The organism is Amycolatopsis ponsaeliensis, assembly GCF_030182635.1.
GTDB lineage: Bacteria > Actinomycetota > Actinomycetes > Mycobacteriales > Pseudonocardiaceae > Amycolatopsis > Amycolatopsis ponsaeliensis.
The window spans coordinates 1-24,947 of the sequence record NZ_JAPZLD010000058.1; the positions used below are offsets into that span (position 1 = coordinate 1).

Sequence of the window (24,947 nt, forward strand, 5' to 3'; positions counted from 1 at the left end):
TGGGAAACAGTGTTCTAACACTGTTTCTCACTCACGACCCGGAGTGGTTCAGAGCCGGCAGGAGCGGATGTCCGACGCCAGGATCGCCTTCGCGCCCACCTCGGCGAGCTCGTCCATTACCCGGTTGACGTCCTTGCGCGACACCATCGCCCGCACCGCCACCCAGTCGTCATCGGCCAGCGGCGCCACCGTCGGCGACTCCAAGCCCGGCGTGATGGCGATGGCGCGCTCGACGAGCGTGCGCGGGCAGTCGTAGTCCAGCATCAGGTACTGCTGTGCGAACACCACGCCGCGCAGCCGCGCCGCGAGCTGGCTCTTCGCCTTGCTCTGCTCGGTGCCCTTGCGCTGCAGCAACACCGCTTCCGACACGCAGATCGGGTCGCCGAACGCGACCAGGTTGTTCTGCCGCAGCGACCGGCCGGACTCGACGACGTCCGCGATCGCGTCCGCCACGCCCAGCTGGATCGAGATCTCGACCGCGCCGTCGAGGCGGATCACCTCGGCCTCGACGCCGTGACGCGCGAGGTCGTCGCGCACCAGCCGCGGGTACGACGTGGCGAGCCGCTTGCCCTGCAGGTCGGCCGGCTTCCAGTCCTGGCCCGCGGGGGCGGCGTAGCGGAACGTCGAGCCGCCGAAGCCGAGCGCCTGGATCTCCTCGACCGGGGCACCGGAGTCGAGCGCGAGGTCGCGGCCGGTGATGCCGAGGTCGAGGTCACCGGAGCCGACGTAGATCGCGATGTCCTTGGGGCGCAGGAAGAAGAACTCGACCTCGTTCACGGTGTCGAGCACCGTCAGGTCGCGCTGCTCATGCCGCTTCCGGTAGCCCGCCTCGCCGAGCATCTCCGTCGCCGCGGCGGCGAGGGCTCCCTTGTTCGGCACGGCAACACGCAGCATTTCGCTTCTCTCCTCGTTCAGCGGTGGACCACCCGTCACAGGTAGCGGTAGACGTCCTCGGTCGACAGCCCGCGGCCGAGCATCAGCACCTGCAGCCGGTACAGCAGCTGGGAGATCTCCTCGGCGAGGCGCTCGTCGGACTCGTGCTCGGCGGCGATCCACACCTCGCCGGCTTCCTCGAGCACCTTCTTGCCCTGGGCGTGCACTCCGGCGTCGAGGGCGACGACGGTGCCGGACCCGTCGGGACGGGTACGCGCGCGCTCGGCAAGCTCCGCGAACAGCTCATCGAAGGTCTTCACGGTCTGCAGATCCTTCCATCCCGGCCTCGTCCCCGCTGCCCCGGGCCGGTCCGGATGCCGCCGATCTCACACCTCCGTGGACACGGCCTCCCGAGATGTGGGAGTCCGGCGCTCGAAGCCGAGGAGGTACTCCTTCCGCTCCAGGCCGCCGCCGTACCCGGTGAGCGAGCCGGTCGAGCCGATGACCCGGTGGCACGGCACGATGATCGAGATCGGGTTCTTGCCGTTGGCCAGGCCGACCGCCCGCGCGGCCGACGGCTTGCCGAGCAGCTGCGCCAGCTCGCCGTAGGACGCCGTTTCGCCGTACGGGATGTCGAGCAAGGCGGTCCACACCGACTGCTGGAACGGCGTGCCGCGGAAGGCCAGCGGCACGTCGAACTCCCGGCGCGTGCCGGCGAAGTACTCCTCGAGCTGAGCCCGGGTGCGGTCGAAGATCCCGCCACCGGCGCTGGGCTCGCCGAAGGTCATGTCGGCCGGGCGATGGCGCTGCTGATGCATGTACAGGCCGCGCAAAGCCTCGCCCTCGGCGACGAGGGTCAGAGGGCCGCACGGGCTGTCCACCACGAGGTGGGTAGGCATGGTTCTCCAGACGGGGTCAGGCGGCGGGCATCCGGTTGATCGCGTGGTCACCGGTGGCCCACAGGTGCTGGGTGGCGTAGGCGCGCCAGGGGCGCCACGCCTCGGAGCGGGCGACGACGGCCGCCGGGCCGCCGAGGCCGAGCAGTTCGGCGGCGTACTTGATGCCGAGGTCGGTGGGGAGGAACGCGTCCGGGTCGCCGAGGGCGCGCATGGCGATGCTCTCGACCGTCCACGGCCCGAACCCGGGCAACGCGGTCAGCGCCGCCCTCGTCGCCGCCCAGTCGCTGCCCGCGCCGAGGTCGAGCCCGTCCGTCAGCGCCGAGACCAGGGTGAGCAGCGTGCGACGGCGGCTGCGCGGCATGGCCAGCGTCTCGGGGTCGAGCGAAGCGAGGGCCTCCGGCGACGGGAACAGGTGGGTCAGCCCGCCCTCGGGGTCGTCGATCGGCTCGCCGTGCGCCACGACGAGCCGGGCCGCGTGGGTGCGCGCCGCCGCCGTCGAGACCTGCTGGCCCAGCACGGCCCGGACGGCGAACTCGGGGCCGTCGACCGTGCGCGGGACCCGGCGGCCCGGCGCGGCTTCGACCAGCGGCGCGAGCAGCGGGTCGGTGGCGAGCTGGTCGTCGACGGCGACCGGGTCGGCGTCGAGGTCGAGCAGGCGCCGGCAGCGGCTGGTGGCGGCGGGCAGGTCCCGCAGGTCGGTCAGGCTGAGCCGGCAGGCGATGTGGCCGTTCTCCGGGCGCAGCGCGACGACGCCGTGGCCGTGCGGCAGCCGCAGGGTCCGGCGGTAGGCGCCGTCGCGCCACTCCTCGACGCCCGGCACGCCGGTCGCGACGAGGTGGCCGAACAGGTTGTCCGGGCAGAGCGGCTTCCGGTAGGGCAGCCGCAGCAGGATCGCCCCGGCCGACGGCTTGCCCTTCGCGCGGCTGCGCAGCTCGGTCGGGGTGAGCGCGAAGACCTCGCGGACGGTGTCGTTGAACGACCGGATGCTGCCGAACCCGGCGGCGAGGGCCAGCTCGGTCATCGGGAGGGTGGTCGTCTCGATGAGCGTGCGGGCGGTCTGCGCCCGCTGGGCCCGCGCGAGCGCCAGCGGGCCGGCCCCGAGCTCGGCGAACACCTGGCGCTCGACCTGCCGGACGCTGTAGCCGAGCCGCGCGGCGAGGCCGCTGACGCCTTCGGTGTCGACGACGCCGTCGGCGATCAGCCGCATCGCCCGCGCGACGAGGTCGGCGCGTTCGTTCCACAGCGGCGACCCGGGGCTCGCGTCGGGGCGGCAGCGCTTGCAGGCGCGGAACCCGGCCTGCTGCGCGGCCGCGGCGCTCGGGTGGAAGCTCATGTTCTGCCGCTTGGGCGGCACCACCGGGCAGCTGGGCCGGCAGTAGATCCGGGTGGTCAGGACCGCGCAGTAGAACCACCCGTCGAACCGGGCGTCCTTCGCCTGCACGGCCCGCACGCACCGTTCGAAGTCCTCGTACACGCCCCCAGCATCGCCGACCCCCGGAGCCGGGGCTAGCGGAAATGCGACATGGCCGTGCTCAGCCGAGCAGGGCCGCCAGCGCCGGCACGTCGATGCCGACGAGGGAGTCGCGGAACACGCGCCGCTCCCCCGGCTCGACCGGGACGTCGTTGGGGATCACCAGTACCGTGCAGCCCGCCGCGACCGCCGATTCGGTGCCCGGCGGCGAGTCCTCCACCGCGACGCACCGCGCCGGGTCGACGCCGAGCAGCTCGGCGCCCTTGAGGTACGGGCGCGGGTGCGGCTTGTTGAGGCCCTCGACCTCGTCGCCGCAGACCGTGACGTCGAAGAAGTCCCGCCCGATCGTGTTGAGCGCGAGTTCGGTCAGGGCGCGCTCGGTCGAGGTGACCAGGGCCGAGCGCAGGCCCGCCTCGCGCACCGCCGTCAGCGCTTCGCGGGCGCCCGGGCGCCACGGCAGCTCGTCGTCGAACAGCCCGGCCGTGCGGCGGCGGATCTCGCCGCCGGTCGAGGCGATCGCCGCCGGGGTGACCGGCAGGCCGACGACCTCGAGCAGGTAGGCCGACGTGTCGTCCATGTTGGACCCGACGAGCGTCATCCGCTCTTCCTCGGAAAGCCTGCCGCCCAGCCATTCCGCCGTCTCGTAGAGGGCGACGTCCCACAGCTTCTCGGAATCGACCAGCGTGCCGTCCATGTCCCACAACACGGCGTCGAGACCGTCCACAGTGGATCCCCCTCCAGGGCCTAGGTGTTGAAGTACTTCGCTTCGGGGTGGTGGCAGACGATCGCGTCGGTCGACTGCTCGGGGTGCAGCTGGTACTCCTCGGACAGCTTCACGCCGATGCGGCCCGGCTCGAGGAGCGCGACGATCTTCGCCCGGTCCTCGAGATCGGGACAGGCGCCGTAGCCCAATGAGAACCTCGCTCCACGGTAGCCGAGCTTGAAGAAGTCCTCGACGTCCTCCGGGTCCTCTGAGGCGACCGCCACACCGCCGGGGAAGGTCAGCTCGCCCCGGATGCGGCAGTGCCAGTACTCGGCGAGCGCCTCGGTGAGCTGGACGCCGAGGCCGTGCACCTCGAGGTAGTCGCGGTAGGCGTCGGCGGCGAAGAGCTCGTTCGCGTAGTCGGCGATCGGCTGGCCCATGGTCACGACGGTGAAGGGCACGACGTCGACTTCGCCCGCCTCCCGCGGCCGGTAGAAGTCGGCCAGGCAGAGCCGCCGGTCGCGACGCTGCCGCGGGAACGTGAAGCGCAGCCGCTCGGGCACGTCCGGCTCGGGCTCGGCGAGCACGACCAGGTCGTCGCCCTCGGCGACGCACGGGAAGTAGCCGTAGACGACGGCCGCGTGGGCCAGGACACCGTCCGCGGTCAGCCGGTCGAGCCAGTACCGCAGCCGCGGCCGGCCTTCGGACTCGACGAGTTCGTCGTACGTCGGGCCGGCGCCGCCGCGGGCGCCCTTGAGGCCCCACTGCCCCATGAAGGTCGCGCGCTCGTCGAGCATCGCGGCGTAGCCGGCGAGCGGGACTCCCTTGACCACGCGCGAACCCCAGAACGGCGGGACCGGCAGCGGGACGTCGGTGGCGACGTCCGAGCGCGCGGGCGGCGGCCCTTCGAGGGCTTCTTCGTCCGCCTTGCGGGCTTTGCGCGCCTCGGCGATCCGCAGCGAGCGTTCGCGGCGTTCCTTGCGTTCCCGGCGCTTCTGGTCCGCGTCGGCGTCCACAAGGGGCGATTCACCCCGCTTCGCGGCCATGATCGCGTCCATCAGCCGCAGCCCTTCGAACGCGTCGCGCGCGTAGCGGACTTCGCCGGTGTAGAGCTCGCTCAGGTCGTTCTCGACGTAGGACCGCGTCAGCGCGGCGCCGCCGAGCAGCACCGGCCAGCGCGCGGAGACGCCCCGGGAGTTCATCTCCTGGAGGTTCTCCTTCATGATCACCGTGGACTTCACCAGCAGCCCGGACATCCCGATCGCGTCGGCGCCCTGCTCGCCGGCGGCCTCCAAGATGGTCGTGATCGGCTGCTTGATGCCGAGGTTGACCACCTCGTAGCCGTTGTTGGACAGGATGATGTCGACCAGGTTCTTGCCGATGTCGTGCACGTCGCCGCGGACGGTGGCCAGCACGATCCGGCCCTTGCCGGCGTCGTCGTCCTTCTCCATGTGCGGCTCGAGGTGCGCGACGGCGGCCTTCATCACCTCGGCGGACTGGAGCACGAACGGCAGCTGCATCTGCCCGGACCCGAACAGCTCGCCGACGGTCTTCATGCCGGACAGCAGCGTGTCGTTGATGATCTCCAGGGCTGGCCGCTGCTCGAGGGCCGCATCGAGGTCATCGGTGAGGCCGTTGCGCTCGCCGTCGACGATCCGGCGTTCCAGGCGTTCGAACAGCGGCAACGCGGCCAGTTCCTCCGCGCGGGACGCCTTCGTGGACGCCGCGCTGACCCCCTCGAACAGGGCCATCAGCTCCTGCAGCGGGTCGTAGCCCTCGCGGCGGCGGTCGTAGACGAGGTCCAGGGCCACCGCGCGCCGGTCGTCCGGGATCCGCGCCATCGGCAGGATCTTCGACGCGTGCACGATCGCGGTGTCGAGCCCGGCCTGAACGCATTCGTGCAGGAACACCGAGTTCAGCACCTGCCGTGCGGCCGGGTTCAGGCCGAAGGAGATGTTCGACAGGCCGAGCGTGGTCTGGACCTCGGGGTGGCGCCGCTTGATCTCGCGGATCGCAGCGATCGTCTCGACACCGTCGCGGCGGGACTCCTCTTGGCCGGTGGCGATGGTGAAGGTCAGGGCGTCGATGATGATGTCCGACGTCCGCACGCCCCAGTTCCCGGTGATGTCGGCGATCAGCCGGGACGCGATGTCGGCCTTCGTCTGCGCGGTCCGTGCCTGGCCCTCTTCGTCGATGGTCAGGGCGACGACGGCGGCGCCGTACTCGCTCACCAGCTCCATGACCTGGGTGAACCGGGACTGGGGCCCGTCGCCGTCCTCGTAGTTGACGGAGTTGACCGCGCACCGGCCGCCGAGCCGCTGCAGCCCGGCCCGCAGCACCGGGACCTCGGTGGAGTCGAGCATGATCGGCAGGGTGGACGCCGTGGCGAGCCGGCCGGCCAGTTCGGCCATGTCCGCGGTGCCGTCGCGGCCGACGTAGTCGACGCAGAGGTCGAGCAGGTGCGCGCCGTCGCGGGTCTGCTCGCGGGCGATCTCGACGCAGTCGTCCCAGCGGCCCTCGAGCATCGCGGTGCGGAACGCCTTCGAGCCGTTGGCGTTCGTGCGTTCGCCGATCATCAGCACGCTGGCGTCCTGTTTGAACGGCACCGCCTGGTACAGCGACGACACGCCGGGCTCGGGCCGCGGGCGCCGCGGCACCGGGGCGGTGTCCGCCACGGCGGCCGCAAGCTGCCGGATGTGCTCGTCGGTGGTGCCGCAGCAGCCGCCGACCAGGCCGACGCCGAACTCGCGGACGAATCCGGTGAGCGCCTCGACCAGCGCCTCCGGGCCGAGCGGGTACACGGCACCGGCCGGGCCCAGCTCCGGCAGGCCGGCGTTCGGCATCACCGACAGCGGCACCCGGGCGTGCTTGGCCAGCTGCCGCAGGTGCTCGCTCATCTCGGCCGGCCCGGTGGCGCAGTTGAGCCCGATCAGGTCGATGCCGAGCGGCTCCAGCGCGGCCAGAGCGGCGCTGACCTCGGTGCCGAGCAGCATGGTCCCGGTCGTTTCGACGGTGATCGAAGCGAGGATCGGCACGGACCTGCCTTCCGCCGCCATCGCCCGCTTCGCGCCGATGATCGACGCCTTGGTCTGGAGGATGTCCTGGGTGGTCTCGACGATCACGGCGTCGACGCCGCCGGCCAGCAGGCCGCGGACTTCCTCCTGGTAGGCGTCACGCAGGGTGGTGAACGGCGCGTGGCCGAGCGTCGGCAGCTTCGTGCCGGGGCCGGCCGAGCCGAGCACGAACCGCGGGCGGTCCGCCGTCGCGAACTCGTCGGCGGTCTCCCGGGCCAGCCGCGCGCCGGCTTCGGCGAGCTCGAAGATCCGCCCGGTGATGTCGTACTCGGCGAAGTTCGCGAAATTGGCCCCGAAAGTGTTGGTTTCGACGGCGTCCGCGCCCGCCTCGAGGTAGCCCCGGTGGACCGAGCGGACGACGTCCGGCCGGGTGACGTTGAGGATCTCGTTGCAGCCTTCGAGGCCGTCGAAGTCGGCCAGGCTCAGGTCGTGGGCCTGCAGCGCGGTGCCCATCGCCCCGTCGGCCACCAGCACGCGCGAGCGAAGCGCTTCGAGGAACGGCGACGACACCCGGTCGGACATGCTGAACAGGGTAAGGCCGGTGGTCGTAGGCTGGGTTGGTGAGTGAGCCCGACGACGAGACCCCGCGGCCGCCCGGCGACCGCACCGAACCCTCCCGGCCGCTGATGGTGGTCGCCTTCGAAGGCTGGAACGACGCAGGTGACGCGGCCAGCCGGGCGGTCGAGCACCTGCAACTGAACTGGGACGCCACGCCCCTGGCCGAACTGGAGCCCGACGACTACTACGACTTCCAGGTCAGCCGCCCGACCGTCCGGATGGTGGACGGCGTCACTCGACGGGTGGACTGGCCGACGACAACGCTGTCGGTGTGCCGCCCGGACGGGTTCGACCGCGACGTGGTGCTGGTGCAGGGCCCCGAGCCGAACATGCGCTGGCGTGCCTTCTGCGCCGAGCTGCTGGAGCACATCAAGCAGCTCGACATCGCGACCGTGGTGACGCTCGGCGCGCTGCTCGCCGACACGGCGCACACGCGGCCGGTCCCGGTCACCGGGACGGCGTACGACAAGGACACCGCGTCGCTCTACGGGCTCGAGATGAACAACTACCAGGGCCCGACCGGCATCGTCGGGATCCTGCAGGACTACTGCGTGCAGGCGGGGATCCCGGCCGTGTCGATCTGGGCCGCGGTGCCGCACTACGTGTCGCACCCGCCGTCCCCGAAAGCGACGCTGGCGCTGCTGCACAAGCTGGAGGACATCCTCGACGTCGAGATCCCGCTGGGCGCGCTGCCCGAGCAGTCCGAGGAGTGGCAGCGCACGGTCAGCGAGATGGCCGACGAGGACGAAGAGATCAGCGAGTACGTCCGCAGCCTCGAAGAGCGTGGTGACGCGCAGACCGAGGTCGCGGAGCAGGACGTCAGCGGCGACAAGATCGCCGCGGAGTTCGAGCGCTACCTGCGCCGCCGCGGCCGAGGCGGCGGACAGGAAGGCTTCGGCCTGCGCTGAGGGGTTACTTCGGCCGGCTGGTGGCGAACACCCGCGCGGGGTTCGCCACCAGCATGGCCGTCACGACGTCGCCGCCGAGCAGCTTCGTCAGCCGCGGTGCCAGGGTCGTGAGCAGGTAGGACGCGCCGGGCTGGTGTCGGGCGGCCGCGGTCGTCGTGTCGCCGCCCAGCAGGATCCGGCCGCCGTGGCCCGCGTCGACGAGGGCTTCGAGCCCGTCGAAGAGCCGCCAGTCGGTCGCGTGGTTGGCACGGGACGGGCCGTCGAAGCCGAGGAACACGCCGGTTTCGGCGACCGCCCGCTGGATCCGCGGGTCCGGGTTGCGGTTCAGGTGCCCGAGAATCACCCGGTCGGGCGGGACATCGAGGTTTCCGCAGAGCAGCTCGGCCACTTCGAGGGCCGCGGTGCCGAGTTCGAGGTGCACCGCGATCGGCGCGCCGGTCTCCTGGTGCGCGACCGCGGCGGCGGTCAGCGTCAGCCGGGCGTGCGGATCGACGGTGTGGAACGCGCCGGCCACCTTGATCAGCCCGGCGCGCGGGCCGGTCCGCGGCTCGTCCGGATGGTCGGCGGGCTGGGTGCCTTCGGTCAGGTCGGCGACGAAGACGCGGACCAGGTCGTCGACCACCTGGCTCAGCGCGGCCGGCGCGTAGTGCTCGGCCCGGTGCAGGCCGGTGGCCGCGACGAGGTGCACGCCCAGCTCTTCGGAGAGCCGGACGAGGTCCCGCGTGCGACGGCCCAGCCCGAACGGCGTCCACTGCACGAGCGCCGAGCCGCCCGCCATCTTGAAGTGGGCGAGCGCCTCCTTCGCGGCCATCAGGTCGTCCAGCTCCTGGCCGGGCAGCATCTTGGAAGCGAAGAACAGGTGGTCGTGCGCGTCGGTCACGCCGAGCTCGGCCGGATCGATGTCGCCCAGCACGGTGCGGACCTTGGGTTCCCCAGTCACGACCGCGAGTGTAACGGTTGAGGCGTTACGATGGCGAGGTGCCCGACGACTTCCGCCTCGACATGGGGGCGCCCTGGCTGAACCTGCTCGCCACCCGCGGCCGCCACTTCGGCCCGCGGCCGGTCGAGCGGATCCCGACGGTGGAGCGGCTGCGCGACTGGCTCGCACTCGCGGAGCTGACCCCGCTCGCCCCGGTCACCGACACGGACCTCGACGCGGCCCACCGGCTCCGCGAAACGCTGCGACCGCTGGCCCTGGGCGCGGTCGACGGCGTCGCGCCTCAGCCGGACCACGTGCGTGCGCTCACGGCGTTCCTCGCGGCGGAGCCGGTGCACCTGGCCGCGCTCGACCGGCTGCACCGCAGCGCCCCGCCGACGGCGTCGGACACGTGGGCGCGCCTCGCCCACCAGGCGGCCGACTGGCTCACCGGCCCCTTGCGCGACGACCTGCGCGCGTGCCCGGAGCAGGATTGCCGGGGCGTGTTCGCCGACCCGGGCGGGCGACGCCGCTGGTGTCCCTCCCCCGCCTGCGCCAGCCGCGGCCGGGTACGCGCGCTCAGAGAGCGACGGCGCGCGGAATCATGACGGCCACAGGATCCGGCGCATCGGCACCGCGCCCCGGGCCCGCTTCCGCCACTCGCGCGGGTAGCCGAGCGACACCTCTTCGAACCGCACGCCGTCCGCCTCGGTCGTGCGCGGGATGTGCAGGTGGCCGTACACCGCGATCTCCGCGCGGTAGCGGATGTGCCAGTCCTCGGTCTTCGTGGTGCCGCACCACAGGGCGAACTCCGGCCAGTACAGCGGCGCCGTCGGGTGGCGGTGCAGCGGCCAGTGCGACATCAGGATCGTGCCGTGGTCCTCGGGGATCGCGTCGAGGCGCTCGGTGCTGATCTTGAGCCGGTCCGCGCACCACGCCTGCCTGCTCGGGTACGGGTCGGGGTGCAGGAAGTACTCGTCCGTGCAGACCACCCCGGCCGTCCGGGCCTGGCTCAGCGCCTCTTCCAGGGACTTGCCCTCGGCCTCGGGAGTCCGCCAGCTGTAGTCGTAGAGCAGGAAGAGCGGCGCGATGGTGAGGGGGCGCCCGCCCTGGCGCCACACCGGGAACTCGTCCTCGGGCGTGAGCACGTCGATCGCACGGCACTGCTCGACGAGGTACTCGTAACGAGCCTGGCCGCGAAGCTGGCACTCGTCGTTCTTCGTGGTCCACAGCTCGTGGTTGCCCGGCACCCAGACGACTTTCGCGAACCGCTCGCGCAGGGTCTTCAGGGTCCCGATGGTGGCCTCGGCCCGCTCGGCGACGTCCCCGGCGACGAGCAGCCAGTCACCGGGGCTCTCCGGGACGACGTCGTCGAGGATCGGGCCGTTGCCCTCGTGGGTCACGTGGAGGTCGCTGGTGGCGAAGAGGTGCGGCACCCCTCCACCGTAACCACCGGGGTCGCGGGATCCCCGCGAAACCGGCGGATCCCGGGTGTTTTCCGCACGAACCCGGGCGCCTCACGCGGCCCCGGCGGTCGTCGCCACCGGCGCTTCGGCGGCCGGCCGGACCCGCCGCACCAGCATCAGCACCCCCGCCAGCACGTACACCCCGGCCTGGATGTTCAGCAGCAGCGCCGGCCCGGTCGTCGCGACCAGCGTGCCCGCCAGCAGCGCCCCCACCGTCGTGAACGTCGCGATCGCGGCGAACGCCGTGCTCAGCACCCGGCCTGCCCGCTCCGGCGCCACCGCGCTCTGGATCTCCGACAGCACCCCCGCGCCCGCGGCCACGCCCGGCGCGCCGACCAGGACGAACAGCCCCACGTACAGCCCGAGCGCCGTCGTCACCAGCCACAGGTTCCAGATCACCGCCGAGACCAGGCCCAGCGCGATCGACCCCCAGCCGAGCAGCGCCGCCGGGGCCACCCGCCGCGCCACCGTGGCCAGCGCGAAGCCGGCCGCGAGCCCGCCGATCGCCTGCACGCCGCGCAGCAGGCCCGCGTCGGCTTCGCTGCCGCCCAGCACGTCCAGGACGTACACCACGAACAGCACCAGGAACATGCCCTGTGCCAGGGAGGTGAACACGACCGCGAGCCCGGTGCGCCACAGCCGGCGGTTGTGGGTGAGCTCGCGCAGCCCGTCGAGCCAGGCCCGCACCACCGGTTCGGGCGCGGCGGCCGGCACGGGTGCGCTCACCCGGCGGAACGGCTTGGCCAGCAGCGCGGCCGCCACCACCAGCACCGCCAGGTAGCCGGTGATGACGTGCGCGAGCCCGCCGAAGCCGAGCAGGGCACCGCCCGCCCAGCCGCCGGCCAGCCGGGCAACGCTGCCGTTCACGCTCATCAGCCCGTTCGCGCCGGTCACCTCCCCGACACCGACCAGCTCCGGCACCAGGGCATTGCGCGCCGGTTCGAACACCGACGCCAGCGCCGCCTGGGCGGCCATCACGGCGTACACCACGGTCACCCCGGGCGACGCGAGCAGCGGCAGCGCGACGACGGCCAGCCCACAGCAGACGCCGAACAGCACCGCCCGCCGGTTCCAGCGGTCGGCGACCACGCCGGCGACCGGGCTCAGCAGCACCGCGGGCAGCAGGCCGAGCACGATGCTCAGCGCCGTCGTCGCGGCGGAGCCGGTGCGCTGGAAGACGTACACCGGCAACGCCACCTGCAGCATCCACTCGGCCGTCTCACCGAAGAAGGCGGCCACCCACAGCCGCGCGAACCCCGGAACCCCCAACAGCTGTTTCATTCCTCCGCCTTCCCCGAATGTTCGATGCGCGGGAACGCCCGCAGGCCGACGTGCACCGGCCGCGCGCCCGTCGGCGCGTCGGTGCGGATGGCCCCGACGTAGGGCCGGACCAGGGCATCGATGGCGTCGGTCAGCCGGGTCAGCTCCGCCGGCGTGACGCGCAGCGAGTACGAGATCAACCCGGCCGCCGCCTGCCACGCCGGGTCGAGGCCGTCCAGGGAGTCGAGGTACCGCTGGGTCAGCTCCTGCTCGTTGGCCAGGCTCGCGCCCACCACCCCGAGCTGGGCCGCGCGGCGCACCGGGTCGCCGTCGAGGTCACCCAGGTCGAGCCCGACCTGCCGGGCGCGCCACGGCCGCTCCCGGCCGTCGTCCCCTTCGGTGCGCTCGACCAGGCCGAACTGCGCGAGCTGGCGCAGGTGCCAGCTGCAGTTCGAGGCGGTCGAGCCGACCGCCTCGGCGCACTCGCTGGCGGTGCGCGGGCCGACGGAGGTCAGGTGGTGCAGCAGCGCCGAGCGCAGCGGGTGGGACAGCGCGCGCAGCAGCTCGACGTCCTCGATCCGCTTGCGCGGTGGCAGCTCGGCCATCGGTCGTCCTATCTGAAAGAGTCATTTCGAAAGGTCTCTTTCATAGTTGGTCCCGCCTCGGGGATTGTCAAGCCGCTCCGCTATCGTTCGCGGGGCAGTCACTGCGCAAGGCAGTGACTGCGCAGTTACCCGACCTTGGATGGACGTTGCCCGACCAGCGTGAACTCGCCACCTCCGCCGCCCTCGCCCTCCCCCGTTTCGTGGGTTCGACCGCGCTCTTCCACGCGGCGGTCGCCGAGCGGATGGCCGTCACCCCCACCGAGCTGCACTGCCTGCACCTGCTCCACGGCGGGGTCAGCGACTCCCCGTCCGAGCTCGCCCGGCTGCTCGGGATGTCCACGGGCGCGTTCACGCGGCTGCTCGACCGGATGGAGCGCCACCGGCTCGCCGAGCGCGCCCCGGACCCGGCCGACCGGCGCCGGCTCGTCGTCCGGCCACTGCCCGACCGGATGGCCGAGCTCGCCGAGCTGTACGCGCCGATGGCCCGGTTCGTCGGCGAGCGGCTGGCGCGCCTGGACCGCCGGCAGCTGACCGCCCTCGTCGGCTTCCTCACCGACGGCACCGCCGCGGCCGAACAGGCGTCGGGGAACCTGCCGGATGTGACCCAGGCCATAACCAGTTGACTAACTCTACGGATGTTGCGTTAACCTGGCTCCACTATGAGGAACTGAACCGCGCCCATCCCGCTTCCGAGGCGGCACCCGGTCGAGCCTGACGCTCCCGCGTGCCACGACGCCCGGCGGGATTTCCGCTTCTTCTCATCCGGGCCCGGTGATCGCACATGTCTACTCTCTTTCCCTTGCAGGCCAAGGACGTCGTCTTCGGCTACGGCACCCGCGTCGTCCTCGACGGCGTCACGCTGACCGCGTCGGCCGGGCAGCGGCTCGGCCTGGTCGGCGAGAACGGCACCGGCAAGTCCACGCTGCTGCGGCTGCTCGCCGGGCTCGAGGAACCGCGCTCCGGCGAGGTCCGCCGCGGCCCGGACGTCGGGTTCCTGCTGCAGGAGCTGCCGTTCGCCATGGACGCGACCTTCGCCGACGTCCTCGACGACGCGCTCGCCGAGATCCGCGCGGCCGCCGCCCGGCTCGACGAGCTGACCGCGGCGATGACCGACCGGCCCGACGATCCGGCGGTCCTCGACGAGTACGGCCGCGTCCTGGAATGGGCCCAGGCCCACGACCTCTGGGACGCCGACCGCCGCGCGAAGCTCGTCTGCGACGGGCTCGGCCTCGGCGGCGTCGAGCCGGACCGGCGGCTGGGCACGATGTCCGGCGGGCAGCGATCCCGGCTCGGCCTGGCCGCGCTCCTGGTCCGGCGGCCGGAAACCCTGCTGCTGGACGAGCCGACCAACCACCTCGACGACGCCGCGATGGACTTCCTGGAACGCCACCTCGCCGAGCTGACCGGGATCGTCGTGCTGTCGTCGCACGACCGGGTGTTCCTCGACGCCGTCTGCACCGACATCGTCGACCTGGACCCGGCCGCGGCCGACCGCCAGGCCGGCGGGGCGGTCCGGTACGGCGGCAGCTATTCGGACTACCTCGGGCACAAGAAGGCCGAGCGGGCGCGGTGGGAACAGCGCTTCGCCGAAGAACAGGAGGAGCTGAAGGAGCTGCGGGAGACCGTCGCGGTCACCGCGCGCAACGTCGCCTACGGCCGCGCACCGCGCGACAACGACAAGTTCATCCACCACTTCAAGGGCGCCCGCGTCCAGAAGACGATCTCGCGGCGGGTGCGCGACGCCGAGCAGCGGCTCGAGCACCTCGAACGCGACCAGGTGCGCAAACCCCCGGCGCCGCTGCGGTTCCGGGCCGAGCTCACCGGGCACACGGCCGGCGACGGACCCGCGATCTCGGTGCGCTCAGTGGAGGTGCCGGGACGGCTGAGCCTGCCCCGGCTGGACGTCGACGCCTCGGCGCGGCTGCTCGTCACCGGCGGAAACGGCGCCGGGAAGTCGACGCTGTTGTCCGTGCTGGCGGGGCAGCTCACACCCGCCGGTGGCGCTGTCCACTTCGGACACGGTGTGCGCGTCGGCTTGCTGGAGCAGGACGTCGTGTTCGCCGATCCGGACCGGACCGCGGCCCGGGTCTACCGGGATGCGCTCGGCGAGGACGCTCCCCCGCTGAGCCGGCTCGGCCTGCTGGCGTCCCGGGACCTGCGGCAGCCGGTGGGGGCGCTTTCGGTGGGCCAGCGCCGGCGGCTCGCACTGGCGGTGCTGCTCGCCGAACCGCCGGACGTGCTCCTGCTCGACGAGCCGACGAACCACATTTCGCTGACCCTGGCCGAAGAACTGTTCCAGGCCCTCGAAACGGCGCCGGGGGCGGTCGTCATCGCGTCCCACGACCGATGGCTGCGCCGCGACTGGGCGGGCGACCACCTGGAGCTGGCCGCCGGCCGGCCCACCGCGGTATAGGGCGTTATACACAAGACGGGCGCCACTTTCCCGGGAAAGTGGCGCCCGTCTTTCGTCAGAGGGTGATGCCGAGGAGCGCGTCGACCGCGATGCGGATCAGGCCCGGCGCGGCCGGGTCCTTCCCGTCGCGGCGCAGGGCCTCACTCGCCCACGCGTCGATCGCGGCCAGGGCCTTCGGCGTGTCGAGGTCGTCGGAGAGGTGGTCACGCAGCCGGGAGATCGTGTCCTCGGCGGACGGACCGGTGGGCAGCGAAACCGCCTCGCGCCAGCGGGCCAGGCGGGTCTCCGCCTCGGTCAGCAGCGCGGGCGTCCAGGCGCGGTCGGCGCGGTAGTGGCCGGCGAACAGCGCCAGCCGGATCGCGCCCGGGTCGACCTGGTCGGCCCGCAGCCGGGAGACGAACACCAGGTTCCCGCGCGACTTCGACATCTTCTCGCCGTCGAGGCCGATCATCCCGGCGTGGACGTAGTGGCGGGCGAACTGGCCGTCCTTGGCGACGGCTTCGGCGTGCGCCGCGCTGTACTCGTGGTGCGGGAAGATCAGGTCCGAGCCGCCGCCCTGGAGGTCGAACCCGAGGCCCAGCCGGTTGACCGCGATCGCGCTGCACTCGATGTGCCAGCCCGGGCGGCCCGCGCCCAGCTCCGACTCCCACGACGGCTCGCCCTCGCGGGCCACGCGCCACAGCAGCGCGTCCAGCGGGTGGCGCTTGCCGGCGCGGTCGGGGTCACCGCCGCGCTCGGCGAAGAACTTCGTCATGGTCGGCTCGTCGTAGTTCGACTCGTAGCCAAACTTGCCGGTCGCCGTGTGGTCGAAGTAGACGTCCGGGAACTCCGGGTCGTCCGCGCGGTAGGCGGCGCCGTTCGCGAGCAGCTTCGCGATGACCTCGACGATCTCCGGGATGCTCTCCACCGCGCCGACGAACTGCTTCGGCGGCAGTACACGCAGGGCAACCATGTCCTCGCGGAACAGCGCCGTCTCGCGCATGCCCAGCACGACCCAGTCGTCCTGGTCGCGCTGGGCGCGCTCGAGCAGCGGCTCGTCGATGTCCGTCACGTTCTGCACGTAGTGGACGTCGTGCCCGTTGTCCCGCCACACGCGGTTCACCAGGTCGAAGGCCAGGTACGTCGCGGCGTGCCCCAGATGCGTCGCGTCGTAGGGCGTGATGCCGCAGACGTACATCCGGGCGGTGGCGCCGGGCGCGGTCGGGCGGATCTGCCCGGTGGCCGTGTCGTGGAGCCGCAGCGGGCGGGGGGTGCCGGGGATGCGGGGCACGTCGACCGATGACCAAGTCTGCATACCCTCGACTGTAAGCGTTCGCTCCGCCACCCTCCCGCCCGGTGGGACTCCTCCCCCACGTGGAGCAGCGGCTACTGCCGGCGTGCGACGTTCGCCACGATGGCGTCGCGGACGAACTCGCCGATGCCCGGCCGCTGCTCGTCCTCCCGGATCAGGAACCCGAGCTGCACCGGTTCGGTGACGTACAGCTCACCGATCCGCCGCTGCGTCTCGTACGAGCACTCCCCCATGACGCGGGCGAGCATCGCCCGGTGCTCCTCGGCGAGGTCCGTCGCCTCGGTCCCGTCCGGCGCGCCACCCGCGTCCAGGACGGCTCGCAGGCGGCGAACCCAGTCCTGGCGGGCCGCCTCCCCGGCCGCCAGGTCCTCCTTGGACGGTGTCGCCGCGCCCTGCCACTCGGGCGTGTCACCCCAGCGCCGCGCGGCTTCTTCCGCGTAGCCGTCCGGCTCGCGGAACCCGCCGAACACTTCGAACTTCTCCTCGGGCGTCAGTGCGTTGCCCATGGCTCTCGCCTCCATCACGCGATCGACGGCCGCGACCATCCGCCCCAGCTCGCCCATCCGCGCCACCAGCAGCTCCCGCTGCTTCTTCAGGTGCGCTTCGGCGTCGATGTCGGGGTCGTCGACGAGGGTCGCGATCGTCTCGAGGGGGAACCCGAGCTCCCGGTAGAACAGGATGCGCTGCAGCCGGTCGAGATCCTCGTCGTCGTAGCTGCGGTACCCCGAGCTCGTCCGCCCGCTCGGGCTGAGCAGGCCGATCTCGTCGTAGTGGTGCAGCGTCCGGACGGTGATCCCGGCCAGTGCGGCGACCTTGCCCACGGGATGCCCCATCGGTTCCCCTTCTCCTCTCCGGCCGGTGTGGCCCTTGCGGTGATCACGGTGGCGCCTCACGCGGCGTGAGGGTCAAGCGTCACCCTTCCGTAGCCGTCACCCGGCGGCGAGCGCGGTTAGCCTGGCTCGATGAGCACCGAGGTCGTGGTGGGCATCGCGGGTGCGGTGATCGCCCTGGTCGCGGCGGTCATCGCGTACCTGCAGCTGCGCCGGACCCCGTCGACCGGGGCGGCGCGGCCGGTGGCCCGGCTCACCCTCGGCGACGTCCCGCGCGAGCCGCTTTCGGCCGTGCACCGCGGATCGCTCCTCACCAGGGTCGACGAAACGTTCGCCGCCGGCCGGTTCTGCGTCCTGCTCGGCGGCCGCGGGGTCGGCAAGACCCACCTCGCGGCCGCGTTCGCCCGGGCGGCGGCCGGGAAGTCGACCGTGGTGTGGGTGGCGGCCGAGGACCCGGCGAACACCGTCCAGGCCTACGCCGAGCTGGCCCGCCGGGCGGGGGTGGCCGACGTCGTCGCCGACGCTGAAGCGGCCGCCCGCACCGGCATGGCGTGGCTGGACGGCCTCGACCGCCCGCTGGTGGTGTTCGACAACGCGACCGACCCGGACGCGCTCAACCGGTGGCTGCCCGCCCGCGCCCGGGTGCTCGTCACGACGACCGTGCAGGACTTCGAAATCCTGGGCGGCACAGTGCCGGTGACCGGGTTCGGCGAGGCGGAAGCGGTCCGGTTCCTCGCCGCGCGGTCGGGCCTGGCCGCCGACGACGCGGCGACCGGCGTCGCCCGTGAGCTGGGCTGCCTGCCGCTGGCGCTGGCCCAGGCGGGCGGCGTGATCCGGCGCCAGCGGCTGACGTTCGCGACCTACCTGGACCGGCTCCCGCACACCCCGCTGCAGGCGTTGCTCGAACGCGTCCCGGGCGAGGGCTACCCGGCGTGCGTCGAGGACACGACACTGGAGTCGCTGCGCGCGGTGACGGCCCGCGACGGGCGGGCCCAGCCCCTCGCCGAGCTGCTGGCCGTGCTTTCGGCCCGGGGCGTCCGCCGCGAGCTGGCCCATCGGGCGGGCCCGGACCCGGTCGCGGTCGACGCGGCATTGGGCGGCCTCGCGGGCGCGTCCCTGGTCGGCTTCGACGTCACGGGCGAGGTGGTGACGATGCACCGCCTGACCCAGCGCGCGCTCCTGGGCCGGCTGCACGCGGAGGAGCGGCTGGCGGAAGCGCTGGACCGGGCCTTCGCCGTGGTGGAGGCCGACGATCCGGCACCGGACTTCGTCGACCACGTCTCCGCGCTGTGGCGGCACTTCCGCGCGTTGCCGTCGGCCGAGCTCGCGCCCCGGCTCGACCGGATCCTGCGGCTGCGGCGCCGATCGGTCGGGCTCCTGGTCGAAGCGAGCGCCTTCGCCCAGGCCCGCAGCCTCGGCCGGGAGGTGCTCGCGGACCACGACGCCTACCTGCCCCCCGACCACGACGACACCGACGATGCCGCACGGTCGCTGCGCCGGGCGTGCATGGCGAGCGAGCGGATGGCGGAAGCGGTCGCGCTGTCGGAGCGGATCCTCGACCGCCGGTCCCGGGTGCTCGGAGCCCGCTCGGCGCGCACGATCGGCGCGCGGAATACTCTCGGCTACTGCTGCGAATGCGCGGGCCGGCTCGACCGCGCGCTGAAGCTGCACCGGGAGAACCTCGAAGAGGCACTGGTGGCGCTCGGCCCCGACCACCAGACCACGCTCTACGCGCGCATCAACGTCGCGAGCACGCTTCGCTCGGCTGGTCGGCTCGACGAAGCGACGGCCGTGTTCGAAGAGGACTTGCGGGAGAACTTGCGGGTGCACGGACCGGACCACGCCTCGACGATCAACTCCCGCGGCGAGCTCGCCCGCACCTGTGTACGGACCGGCCGCGTGGCCGAAGGCATTGCGCTCCACGAGGAGAACGCGCGCCTCGGTGGCGAGCTCGCCACCTCGGTGTGGTGGTCGCAATACCGGGCAGCGGCTTACCAAGCCGCGGGCCGGCACAGCGAGGCCGTCGAACTCCTGCGCACGGTGCGGGCCGACACCGAACGTGAACAGCCGGCCGACAGCCTCGACGCGGTGCGAGTCCGGCTCTTCCTGGCCCGGGCGCTCCTGGACGCCGAACTCACCGCCGAGGCGCTGGAGCTGTTCGAGCGGACCGTCGCCGACCGCACCCGCATCCTCGGTCCCGACCACACCGGCACCCTCAACGCCCGCCGCAACCTCGGCCTCGCCCAGCTGAAAGCCGGGAATCCCGAGGTCGCGCGCGAAGTCCTCACCTCGGTTACCGCCGACTACCGGCGGGTGCTCGGGCCCGGCCACCCCTACAGCCGGCAGGCCGAGAGCGACCTCGCCGGCCTGCCGGCCCCGGCTCAGCGCCGCCGGGTGCGCAAGTAATCCCCCACCACCGCGGCGCCCAGGCCGTCGAGGTCCGGGGCGACCACCCGGCCGCCCGAGCGGCGGGCGATGACGTCCACGAACGCCGTCAGCCGGGGGTCGTCGCCGAGGCGGAACACCGTCACCGACGCGCCCAGCTTCGCCAGCCTGTCCACTTCGGACAGTGTCTTGTGGAGGGTCCGCGGCTGGGGTGGGTAGTCGAAGACCGCTTCACCGTCCGGTTCCAGGTGGGCTGTCGGCTCGCCGTCGGTGACCATCAGGACCACCGGCTGGGCGTCCGGGTGGCGGCGCAGGTGCTGCCCGGCCAGCAGCAGCGCGTGGTGGGCGTTGGTGCCCTGCTCCCACGCGCCCTCCAGCCCGATCAGCTCCGGCAGCTCGACGGACATCGCGTGGCGCCCGAAGGTGATCAGCTGCAGCGCGTCGTTGCGGAAGCGCGTGCTGATCAGCTGGTGCAGCGCGAGCGCCGTGCGCTTCATCGGCAGCCAGCGACCCTCCTGCACCATCGACCACGACGTGTCGACCAGCAGCGCCACCGCCGCCCGCGACCGGTGCTCGGTCTCGACCACTTCGACGTCCTCGACGTCCAGCCGGACCGCGCTCTCCCCCACCGACACCGACCGCAGGACGGCGTTGCGGATGGTCCGCGGCACGTCCCAGGGCTGCATGTCGCCGAACCGCCACGGCCGCGACGCCCCGGTCGGCTCGCCCGCCGCACCCGCCGACTCGGTCTCGCGGTCGCCGGCCTTGCCGCGCAACGCGTTCACGATGTCGGACAGCGCCGTCTCGCCCAGGCGCCGCAACGCCTTGGGCGACAACCGGAGCGTCCCGTCGGCGGCGCGTTCGAACAGGCCCTGGCGGCGCAGCTCACGCTCCAGTTCGGACAGTCGCCGCGCGTCGACGCCGGCGTCCTTGCCGAGCTGGCGTTCGAGCGCCTCCAGGTCGATGTCCTCCAGGCGCGCGCCGGGGTAGGACTGGCTCAGCTGCTCGGCCAGCGCGTCCAGCTCGGCGAGATCCGCCATCGCCTGGGCGCCTTCGCCCATGCCCAAGGGATTCTTGCCGCGGAAACGCTCCGAACCCGTCCAGTCCTCGCCCGGCCGCGCCGCGCGCAGCTGACTGTCCAGCTGGGACAGCTGCTGCGCGAGCCGCGGGTCGCCGAACGCCTGCTGAGTCAGTTCGGCGAGTTCTGCCCGTTGCTCGGCCGACATCGAGTTGAGCATCCGCTGCGCGGCCGCGGACCGCTCGGCGAGCGCGTCGATGAGCTCCTCGACGTTGCGCGGGTTCTCCGGGAAGAACTCGCCGTGCTTCGCCATGAAGTCGTCGAAGCGCTCCTGGATGTCCTCGGCGCCCTCGGCGTGCGCGGACAGGAGGTCGTTGAGGTCGGAGAGCATCTCGTTGATCCGCTCGACGTCCTCGGGCCCGGCGTTCTGCAGCGCCTGCTTCATGCCCTGGAAACGCGACTCCATCAGTTCCTGGCCGAGCAGGTCCCGGATCTTCTGGTAGTTCTCGCGGCCCTGCTCGGAGCGCCAGTCGTACTCGGAAAGCTCGTTGACGGCCGCTGCCGTGCCCGGCGGCAGTGCGTCGAGCTGGGCTTCGCGGAAGCGCGCTTCGTCGTCGGGATCTGGGAACAGCTCCCGGCGTTCGGCGTCGAGCGCTTCCTGCAGTAGGCGCTGGACCTCCTGGAGGGTGCCGTCGAGGTTGTTGCGGCGCTGGATCTGCGACCGGCGCTGCCACAGGCGCCGGGTGAGCTCGTCCAGGCCCGACGTGCGCTCGGTGCCGCGCCGGAGCAGTTCCTCGAGCGCGGACCGCGGCGACGACCCGGCCATGACCTCGCGGCCGATCTCGTCGAGCGCGTCCCTCAGATCGGCCGGCGGCGCGAGCGGGTCCGGCCCGTCGTGCCACGGGCCGTAGGAGTAGCCGTCGGGAAGCGGGACCGCGGTCATCGGCCGTAGACGGTCGTCGTGTCGTCGGAGTCCTTGGCGAGCCGCCGGGCCAGGAACAGCGATTCGAGGGCGAGTTCGACGGCGGCCGCGATCCGGCCGGCGGGTTCGTCGGCTCCGACGCCGGCGCGCTGGGCGACCTCGTGCAGCACCGGGAGCTCCGGCAGGGCTTCGAGGACGTCCTTGCCCGGTACGCGCTCGCCGGTGGCGACCAGGTGCCCTTCGGCGACGGCGTCGGCCAGCGGCCGCAGGTCCAGGCCGGCGAACCGTTCGCGTGCGGTCTCGGCGATCGCGCGGCGCAGCAGGTGCACGAGGTGCTCGATCTCACGGCCCTCTTCGCCGGGCTCGAACTCGATCTTGCCGCGCAGCACCGACGGGACGGCGTCGAGGTCGACCGGGCGGGCCACCGCGGGCTCCTCGCCGGTCAGCGCCGAACGCCGCAGGGCCGCGGCCGCGACGGTTTCCGCCGCGGCGACGGCGAACCGCGCCGACACGCCGGAGCGCTGGTCGATGACCGGCGATTCCCGGAGGTTCCGGACGAACCGGGCGATGACTTCCAGCAGCGGCTCGCCGACCTCGGCGACGAGGTTCGCCTCCTGCCGGACGACGGCCACCTCGGACTCGACGTCCAGGGGGTAGTGCGTGCGGATCTCGGCGCCGAAGCGGTCCTTGAGCGGGGTGATGATCCGGCCGCGGTTGGTGTAGTCCTCGGGGTTCGCGGTGGCGACGAGCAGGACGTCCAGGGGCAGCCGCAGCGTGTACCCGCGGACCTGGATGTCGCGCTCCTCCATGACGTTGAGGAGGGCGACCTGGATGCGTTCGGCGAGGTCGGGCAGCTCGTTGATGGCGACGATGCCGCGGTGGGCGCGCGGAACCAGCCCGAAGTGGATGGTCTCGGGGTCGCCCAGGCTCCGGCCTTCGGCGACCTTCACCGGGTCGACGTCGCCGATCAGGTCGCCGACGGAGGTGTCCGGCGTGGCGAGCTTCTCGGTGTAGCGCTCGGAGCGGTGGCGCCAGGCTACCGGCAGCTCGTCACCGAGCTCGGCGGCACGCCGGATCGACGCGGGCGTGATCGGCTGCAGCGGGTGTTCGCCCAGCTCGGAGCCTTCGATGACGGGCGTCCACTCGTCGAGGAGGCCGGCGAGGGTGCGCAGCAGGCGGGTCTTGCCCTGGCCGCGTTCGCCGAGCAGGACGACGTCGTGCCCGGCCAGCAGCGCGCGTTCGAGCTGCGGCAGCACGGTGCGGGAGAACCCGACGATGCCGGGCCAGGCGTCTTCGCCCGTTTTCAGGGCATTGAGGAGGTTGTCGTGGATCTCTTGAGCGATCGGCCGCGGCTCGTACCCGGCCGCGCGCAGGGCCCCGGCGGTGCGGGGAAGAGCGTCTGGAACTGCGTTCACCCGTTCGACGCTACTGCGCGATCGGCGGTGCGTCGATGTGGAGCGACTCCAGCGTGGGCGCGCTCGGCGAGGTTCGGGCGGCCCGGTAAAATAGGGCGTCGTGTGCCGTCCCAGTGCGACTTTCGCCGTCTGGTCGTCCGCGTGGCTGAACGGAGCCGCGGCGTCCGACGATGTCCTCGACGCCCTGCTCGCGTGGGGTGAAGCCCACGACGTCGTGGCGGCCGACGCTGCCGCCGCGGAGGCGTTCACGCTGCCGCTGGCCTTCAACCGCGCGGCCACCCCGGTCCAGCTGCTCATGGCCCTGCGTTCGCAGGGAGCGAAAAGCATGCGGCTGGTGCTCCCGGTCCCGGGCGACGTCCGCGGCCTGGGCGGCGGCGGTCCGTTCGCGGAGGCGGCCCTGCGCGCGGGCGACGCCGTGGTGCTCCCGGAGCTCGGGTTCGGGCTGGTCCCCCAGCCGATCGCCGAGGGCCTGGTGCGCTGGACGGTGTATTCGCTCGCGCCGAGTTCGGCGCCGGAGTACGTCGGGCTGGGCGAAGCCGAGCACGGGCTGACGGACGCGATCCGCAACAGCGCGGGGGCGTTGCAGGCGTTGGACGTGGCCTCGGACCGGCCGGGGGTGCGGGCAGAGCTGTCGGCGCACCTGCGGTCGCGGCCGGACGTGGACTGGCCGGCGGGGACACCCGGGCGGGCGTTGCGGGTGCTGCAGCGGGCGGAGGAGATCGCGGCGATTTTGGTGATCGCTTCGTCCGACGACCCGGGCGGGGCGCTGTCGGCTTCGGCTTCGTCGTTGCGGGCCCAGGCTTTGCGGCCGTTGTCGGACGCGGTGCGGACGGCCCGGTGCGCGGCGGTCAACGAGGCGGTCCGGGTGTTCGCGGAGCAGACGGCCCGCGAAGGCTGAGTTTCAAGCCCCCGATGTGACATTTGGGATCTCCGACCTCAAGGCGTCGATCGCGGCGGGCGGATAGCCTTCGCAGCTTCTGCAACGAACGCGCCGAGGCCGCTTCCCGGCCTGAACCAAACGAACCGGATCGCGCGCTCAATCTGCACGCGGTTGAATAGCTCCACCTCGTCCCTAGACAGACCATGGGTCTTGTACGCGGGACCAATCACCGCAATACAGTCACCAGCTATCGGCATCGCGATACCATGCGCGTCTCCCACTGCGCACCCGACTCCAAATTTCGCCGATTCGTCAAATCGGAAAGTAAAGGCCGGCGCATCCGAGACAATCAGGTCGCATCCACGCGGCGCTCGCAATATTTCCAGATCGTACTCACGCAATCCAGTACGAATTCGCTCGAACATTGCCGCCATCGAAACCCTGGCCAGCTTGCCGCTTCGCTGAAGCTCCTCCCATCTTTCCAGCGAACCTTTCAGAAGAGTCCGCAATGCATCCGGTCCCGCGGCATAGAAGCCATGCCTTCGGTAAAACTCCGCTTGCAGCACGTCCGCATGGCTGAACGGCGCCTCCGCGTAGGTCACGCTCGCACTCTCCCGCGCACTGTCCTGATGAATCCTCAGGTATCGCGGACTTCGAACCAGATGAAGTGCTATCCCGTCCTTGATGACTTGCGCGTGACTACTGGTCGACGACAGGTCGCCGTCGCGAGCCACCTTTATTGCTGCACCGAGATTGTCTTCGACAGACTTCCAGAGTCGTTCCGCCGACGCGGATGCAAAAGGAAGAAAGTTCGCAATCTTGCCACACCCTCGAACACCCAGTTTTTTGAGCTCTCTCCCATACAAGAGGTCATACGGAACCAACTCCCATCCGGCGCTACCCTTACCTGGGGCAGCAAACCCGTTGAGCACCACCCGCGAAACGACGTGCTGCCCTGTCACGGGCGCGCCGGTTTCCGCCTCCAGCTCCGCAATCACAGTGTCGTAGTCAGCTACAGGCTTCGGAAAGCTCCACGTGGCCATAGCCGCAGCGTACCCGG

General features: G+C 72.1%; 21 protein-coding genes. 6 read left to right on the forward strand and 15 right to left on the reverse strand.

The genetic code is table 11. The features are described from left to right. Positions 1–48: 48 nt before the first annotated feature. The 6 genes from hisG to metH all read right to left on the reverse strand — a co-directional run bounded on the left by hisG (position 49) and on the right by metH (position 7,542). Positions 49–894 (reverse strand): ATP phosphoribosyltransferase, encoded by an 846-nt coding sequence (gene hisG, locus QQ657_RS48900; protein WP_284749295.1) that lies wholly within the window; start codon positions 892–894, stop codon positions 49–51. A gap of 35 nt (positions 895–929) precedes the next feature. Beyond that, positions 930–1,193 (reverse strand): phosphoribosyl-ATP diphosphatase, encoded by a 264-nt coding sequence (locus tag QQ657_RS48905; protein ID WP_155544123.1) that lies wholly within the window; start codon positions 1,191–1,193, stop codon positions 930–932. Positions 1,194–1,259: 66 nt separating this feature from the next. Then, positions 1,260–1,772, reverse strand: a complete 513-nt coding sequence (locus QQ657_RS48910; RefSeq protein ID WP_284749296.1) for a methylated-DNA--[protein]-cysteine S-methyltransferase — start codon at positions 1,770–1,772, stop codon at positions 1,260–1,262. Positions 1,773–1,788: 16 nt separating this feature from the next. Further along, the gene (locus QQ657_RS48915; RefSeq protein WP_284749297.1) at positions 1,789–3,246 is read right to left on the reverse strand and encodes an AlkA N-terminal domain-containing protein; all 1,458 of its coding nucleotides are present in this window, start codon (positions 3,244–3,246) and stop codon (positions 1,789–1,791) included. Between the two features lie 58 nt (positions 3,247–3,304). After that, entirely contained in the window at positions 3,305–3,967 is a 663-nt protein-coding gene (locus tag QQ657_RS48920; RefSeq protein WP_350310764.1) for an HAD family hydrolase, read from the reverse strand. Between the two features lie 20 nt (positions 3,968–3,987). Further along, positions 3,988–7,542 carry a methionine synthase gene (gene metH, locus QQ657_RS48925; RefSeq protein WP_284749298.1) on the reverse strand — a complete coding sequence of 1,185 codons (3,555 nt, stop codon included), beginning with the start codon at positions 7,540–7,542 and terminating at the stop codon, positions 3,988–3,990. A 38-nt stretch (positions 7,543–7,580) separates the two neighbouring features. Here metH and QQ657_RS48930 point away from each other — a divergent pair, with 38 nt between their 5' ends. Next, entirely contained in the window at positions 7,581–8,486 is a 906-nt protein-coding gene (locus tag QQ657_RS48930; protein WP_284749299.1) for a PAC2 family protein, read from the forward strand. 4 nt (positions 8,487–8,490) lie between these two features. Here QQ657_RS48930 and QQ657_RS48935 read toward each other — a convergent pair whose 3' ends face one another. Continuing rightward, positions 8,491–9,426 (reverse strand): phosphotriesterase family protein, encoded by a 936-nt coding sequence (locus QQ657_RS48935; protein WP_284749300.1) that lies wholly within the window; start codon positions 9,424–9,426, stop codon positions 8,491–8,493. A gap of 38 nt (positions 9,427–9,464) precedes the next feature. On the opposite strand from QQ657_RS48935, the gene QQ657_RS48940 reads away from it, so the two are divergent. Further along, complete coding sequence (locus tag QQ657_RS48940; protein WP_284749301.1) at positions 9,465–10,010, forward strand: CGNR zinc finger domain-containing protein; 546 nt, start codon at positions 9,465–9,467, stop codon at positions 10,008–10,010. On the opposite strand, the gene QQ657_RS48945 is transcribed toward QQ657_RS48940, so the two are convergent. The 3 genes from QQ657_RS48945 to QQ657_RS48955 form a co-directional block, all read right to left on the reverse strand. After that, positions 10,005–10,838, reverse strand: coding sequence for a metallophosphoesterase family protein (locus QQ657_RS48945; RefSeq protein WP_284749302.1), 834 nt, complete (start codon positions 10,836–10,838; stop codon positions 10,005–10,007). The two genes, QQ657_RS48940 and QQ657_RS48945, sit on opposite strands and share 6 nt — an antisense overlap. Positions 10,839–10,919: 81 nt before the next feature. Continuing rightward, complete coding sequence (locus tag QQ657_RS48950; protein WP_284749303.1) at positions 10,920–12,149, reverse strand: MFS transporter; 1,230 nt, start codon at positions 12,147–12,149, stop codon at positions 10,920–10,922. After that, the gene (locus QQ657_RS48955; RefSeq protein WP_284749304.1) at positions 12,146–12,733 is read right to left on the reverse strand and encodes an ArsR/SmtB family transcription factor; all 588 of its coding nucleotides are present in this window, start codon (positions 12,731–12,733) and stop codon (positions 12,146–12,148) included. Before QQ657_RS48955 ends, QQ657_RS48950 begins: the two co-directional genes overlap by 4 nt. Before the next feature lie 146 nt (positions 12,734–12,879). On the opposite strand from QQ657_RS48955, the gene QQ657_RS48960 reads away from it, so the two are divergent. Both QQ657_RS48960 and QQ657_RS48965 read left to right on the forward strand, forming a co-directional pair. Continuing rightward, positions 12,880–13,356: a MarR family winged helix-turn-helix transcriptional regulator gene (locus tag QQ657_RS48960; RefSeq protein ID WP_284749305.1), complete on the forward strand. Its 477-nt coding sequence runs from the start codon at positions 12,880–12,882 to the stop codon at positions 13,354–13,356. A 158-nt stretch (positions 13,357–13,514) separates the two neighbouring features. Then, entirely contained in the window at positions 13,515–15,146 is a 1,632-nt protein-coding gene (locus QQ657_RS48965) for an ABC-F family ATP-binding cassette domain-containing protein (RefSeq protein ID WP_284749306.1), read from the forward strand. A 55-nt stretch (positions 15,147–15,201) separates the two neighbouring features. Here the strand turns inward: QQ657_RS48965 and mshC are convergent, their stop codons facing one another. Then, complete coding sequence (mshC, locus tag QQ657_RS48970) at positions 15,202–16,440, reverse strand: cysteine--1-D-myo-inosityl 2-amino-2-deoxy-alpha-D-glucopyranoside ligase (RefSeq protein ID WP_284749307.1); 1,239 nt, start codon at positions 16,438–16,440, stop codon at positions 15,202–15,204. A 71-nt stretch (positions 16,441–16,511) separates the two neighbouring features. Continuing rightward, positions 16,512–17,270, reverse strand: coding sequence for a MerR family transcriptional regulator (locus tag QQ657_RS48975; protein ID WP_284749308.1), 759 nt, complete (start codon positions 17,268–17,270; stop codon positions 16,512–16,514). Between the two features lie 129 nt (positions 17,271–17,399). On the opposite strand from QQ657_RS48975, the gene fxsT reads away from it, so the two are divergent. Then, the gene (fxsT, locus tag QQ657_RS48980) at positions 17,400–19,673 is read left to right on the forward strand and encodes an FxSxx-COOH system tetratricopeptide repeat protein (protein WP_284749309.1); all 2,274 of its coding nucleotides are present in this window, start codon (positions 17,400–17,402) and stop codon (positions 19,671–19,673) included. Here fxsT and QQ657_RS48985 read toward each other — a convergent pair. Further along, positions 19,649–21,613: a vWA domain-containing protein gene (locus QQ657_RS48985; RefSeq protein ID WP_284749310.1), complete on the reverse strand. Its 1,965-nt coding sequence runs from the start codon at positions 21,611–21,613 to the stop codon at positions 19,649–19,651. The genes fxsT and QQ657_RS48985 overlap by 25 nt on opposite strands. After that, entirely contained in the window at positions 21,610–23,007 is a 1,398-nt protein-coding gene (locus tag QQ657_RS48990; RefSeq protein ID WP_284749311.1) for an ATP-binding protein, read from the reverse strand. Before QQ657_RS48990 ends, QQ657_RS48985 begins: the two co-directional genes overlap by 4 nt. 100 nt (positions 23,008–23,107) lie before the next feature. Here QQ657_RS48990 and QQ657_RS48995 point away from each other — a divergent pair, with 100 nt between their 5' ends. Then, positions 23,108–23,905 carry an Rv1486c family protein gene (locus tag QQ657_RS48995; RefSeq protein WP_284749312.1) on the forward strand — a complete coding sequence of 266 codons (798 nt, stop codon included), beginning with the start codon at positions 23,108–23,110 and terminating at the stop codon, positions 23,903–23,905. 38 nt (positions 23,906–23,943) lie between these two features. On the opposite strand, the gene QQ657_RS49000 is transcribed toward QQ657_RS48995, so the two are convergent. Further along, positions 23,944–24,930 (reverse strand): DUF4238 domain-containing protein, encoded by a 987-nt coding sequence (locus tag QQ657_RS49000; protein WP_284749313.1) that lies wholly within the window; start codon positions 24,928–24,930, stop codon positions 23,944–23,946. Positions 24,931–24,947 lie beyond the last annotated feature (17 nt).

Coding starts and splice junctions, on each gene's coding strand:
- QQ657_RS48955 (WP_284749304.1), bottom strand. CDS start 12,733: ATGGCCGAGCTGCCACCGCGCAAGCGGATCGAGGACGTCGAGCTGCTG.
- QQ657_RS48965 (WP_284749306.1), top strand. CDS start 13,515: ATGTCTACTCTCTTTCCCTTGCAGGCCAAGGACGTCGTCTTCGGCTAC.
- QQ657_RS48910 (WP_284749296.1), bottom strand. CDS start 1,772: ATGCCTACCCACCTCGTGGTGGACAGCCCGTGCGGCCCTCTGACCCTC.
- mshC (WP_284749307.1), bottom strand. CDS start 16,440: ATGCAGACTTGGTCATCGGTCGACGTGCCCCGCATCCCCGGCACCCCC.
- fxsT (WP_284749309.1), top strand. CDS start 17,400: ATGAGCACCGAGGTCGTGGTGGGCATCGCGGGTGCGGTGATCGCCCTG.
- QQ657_RS48950 (WP_284749303.1), bottom strand. CDS start 12,149: ATGAAACAGCTGTTGGGGGTTCCGGGGTTCGCGCGGCTGTGGGTGGCC.
- QQ657_RS49000 (WP_284749313.1), bottom strand. CDS start 24,930: ATGGCCACGTGGAGCTTTCCGAAGCCTGTAGCTGACTACGACACTGTG.
- QQ657_RS48975 (WP_284749308.1), bottom strand. CDS start 17,270: ATGGGGCATCCCGTGGGCAAGGTCGCCGCACTGGCCGGGATCACCGTC.
- hisG (WP_284749295.1), bottom strand. CDS start 894: ATGCTGCGTGTTGCCGTGCCGAACAAGGGAGCCCTCGCCGCCGCGGCG.
- QQ657_RS48985 (WP_284749310.1), bottom strand. CDS start 21,613: ATGACCGCGGTCCCGCTTCCCGACGGCTACTCCTACGGCCCGTGGCAC.
- metH (WP_284749298.1), bottom strand. CDS start 7,542: ATGTCCGACCGGGTGTCGTCGCCGTTCCTCGAAGCGCTTCGCTCGCGC.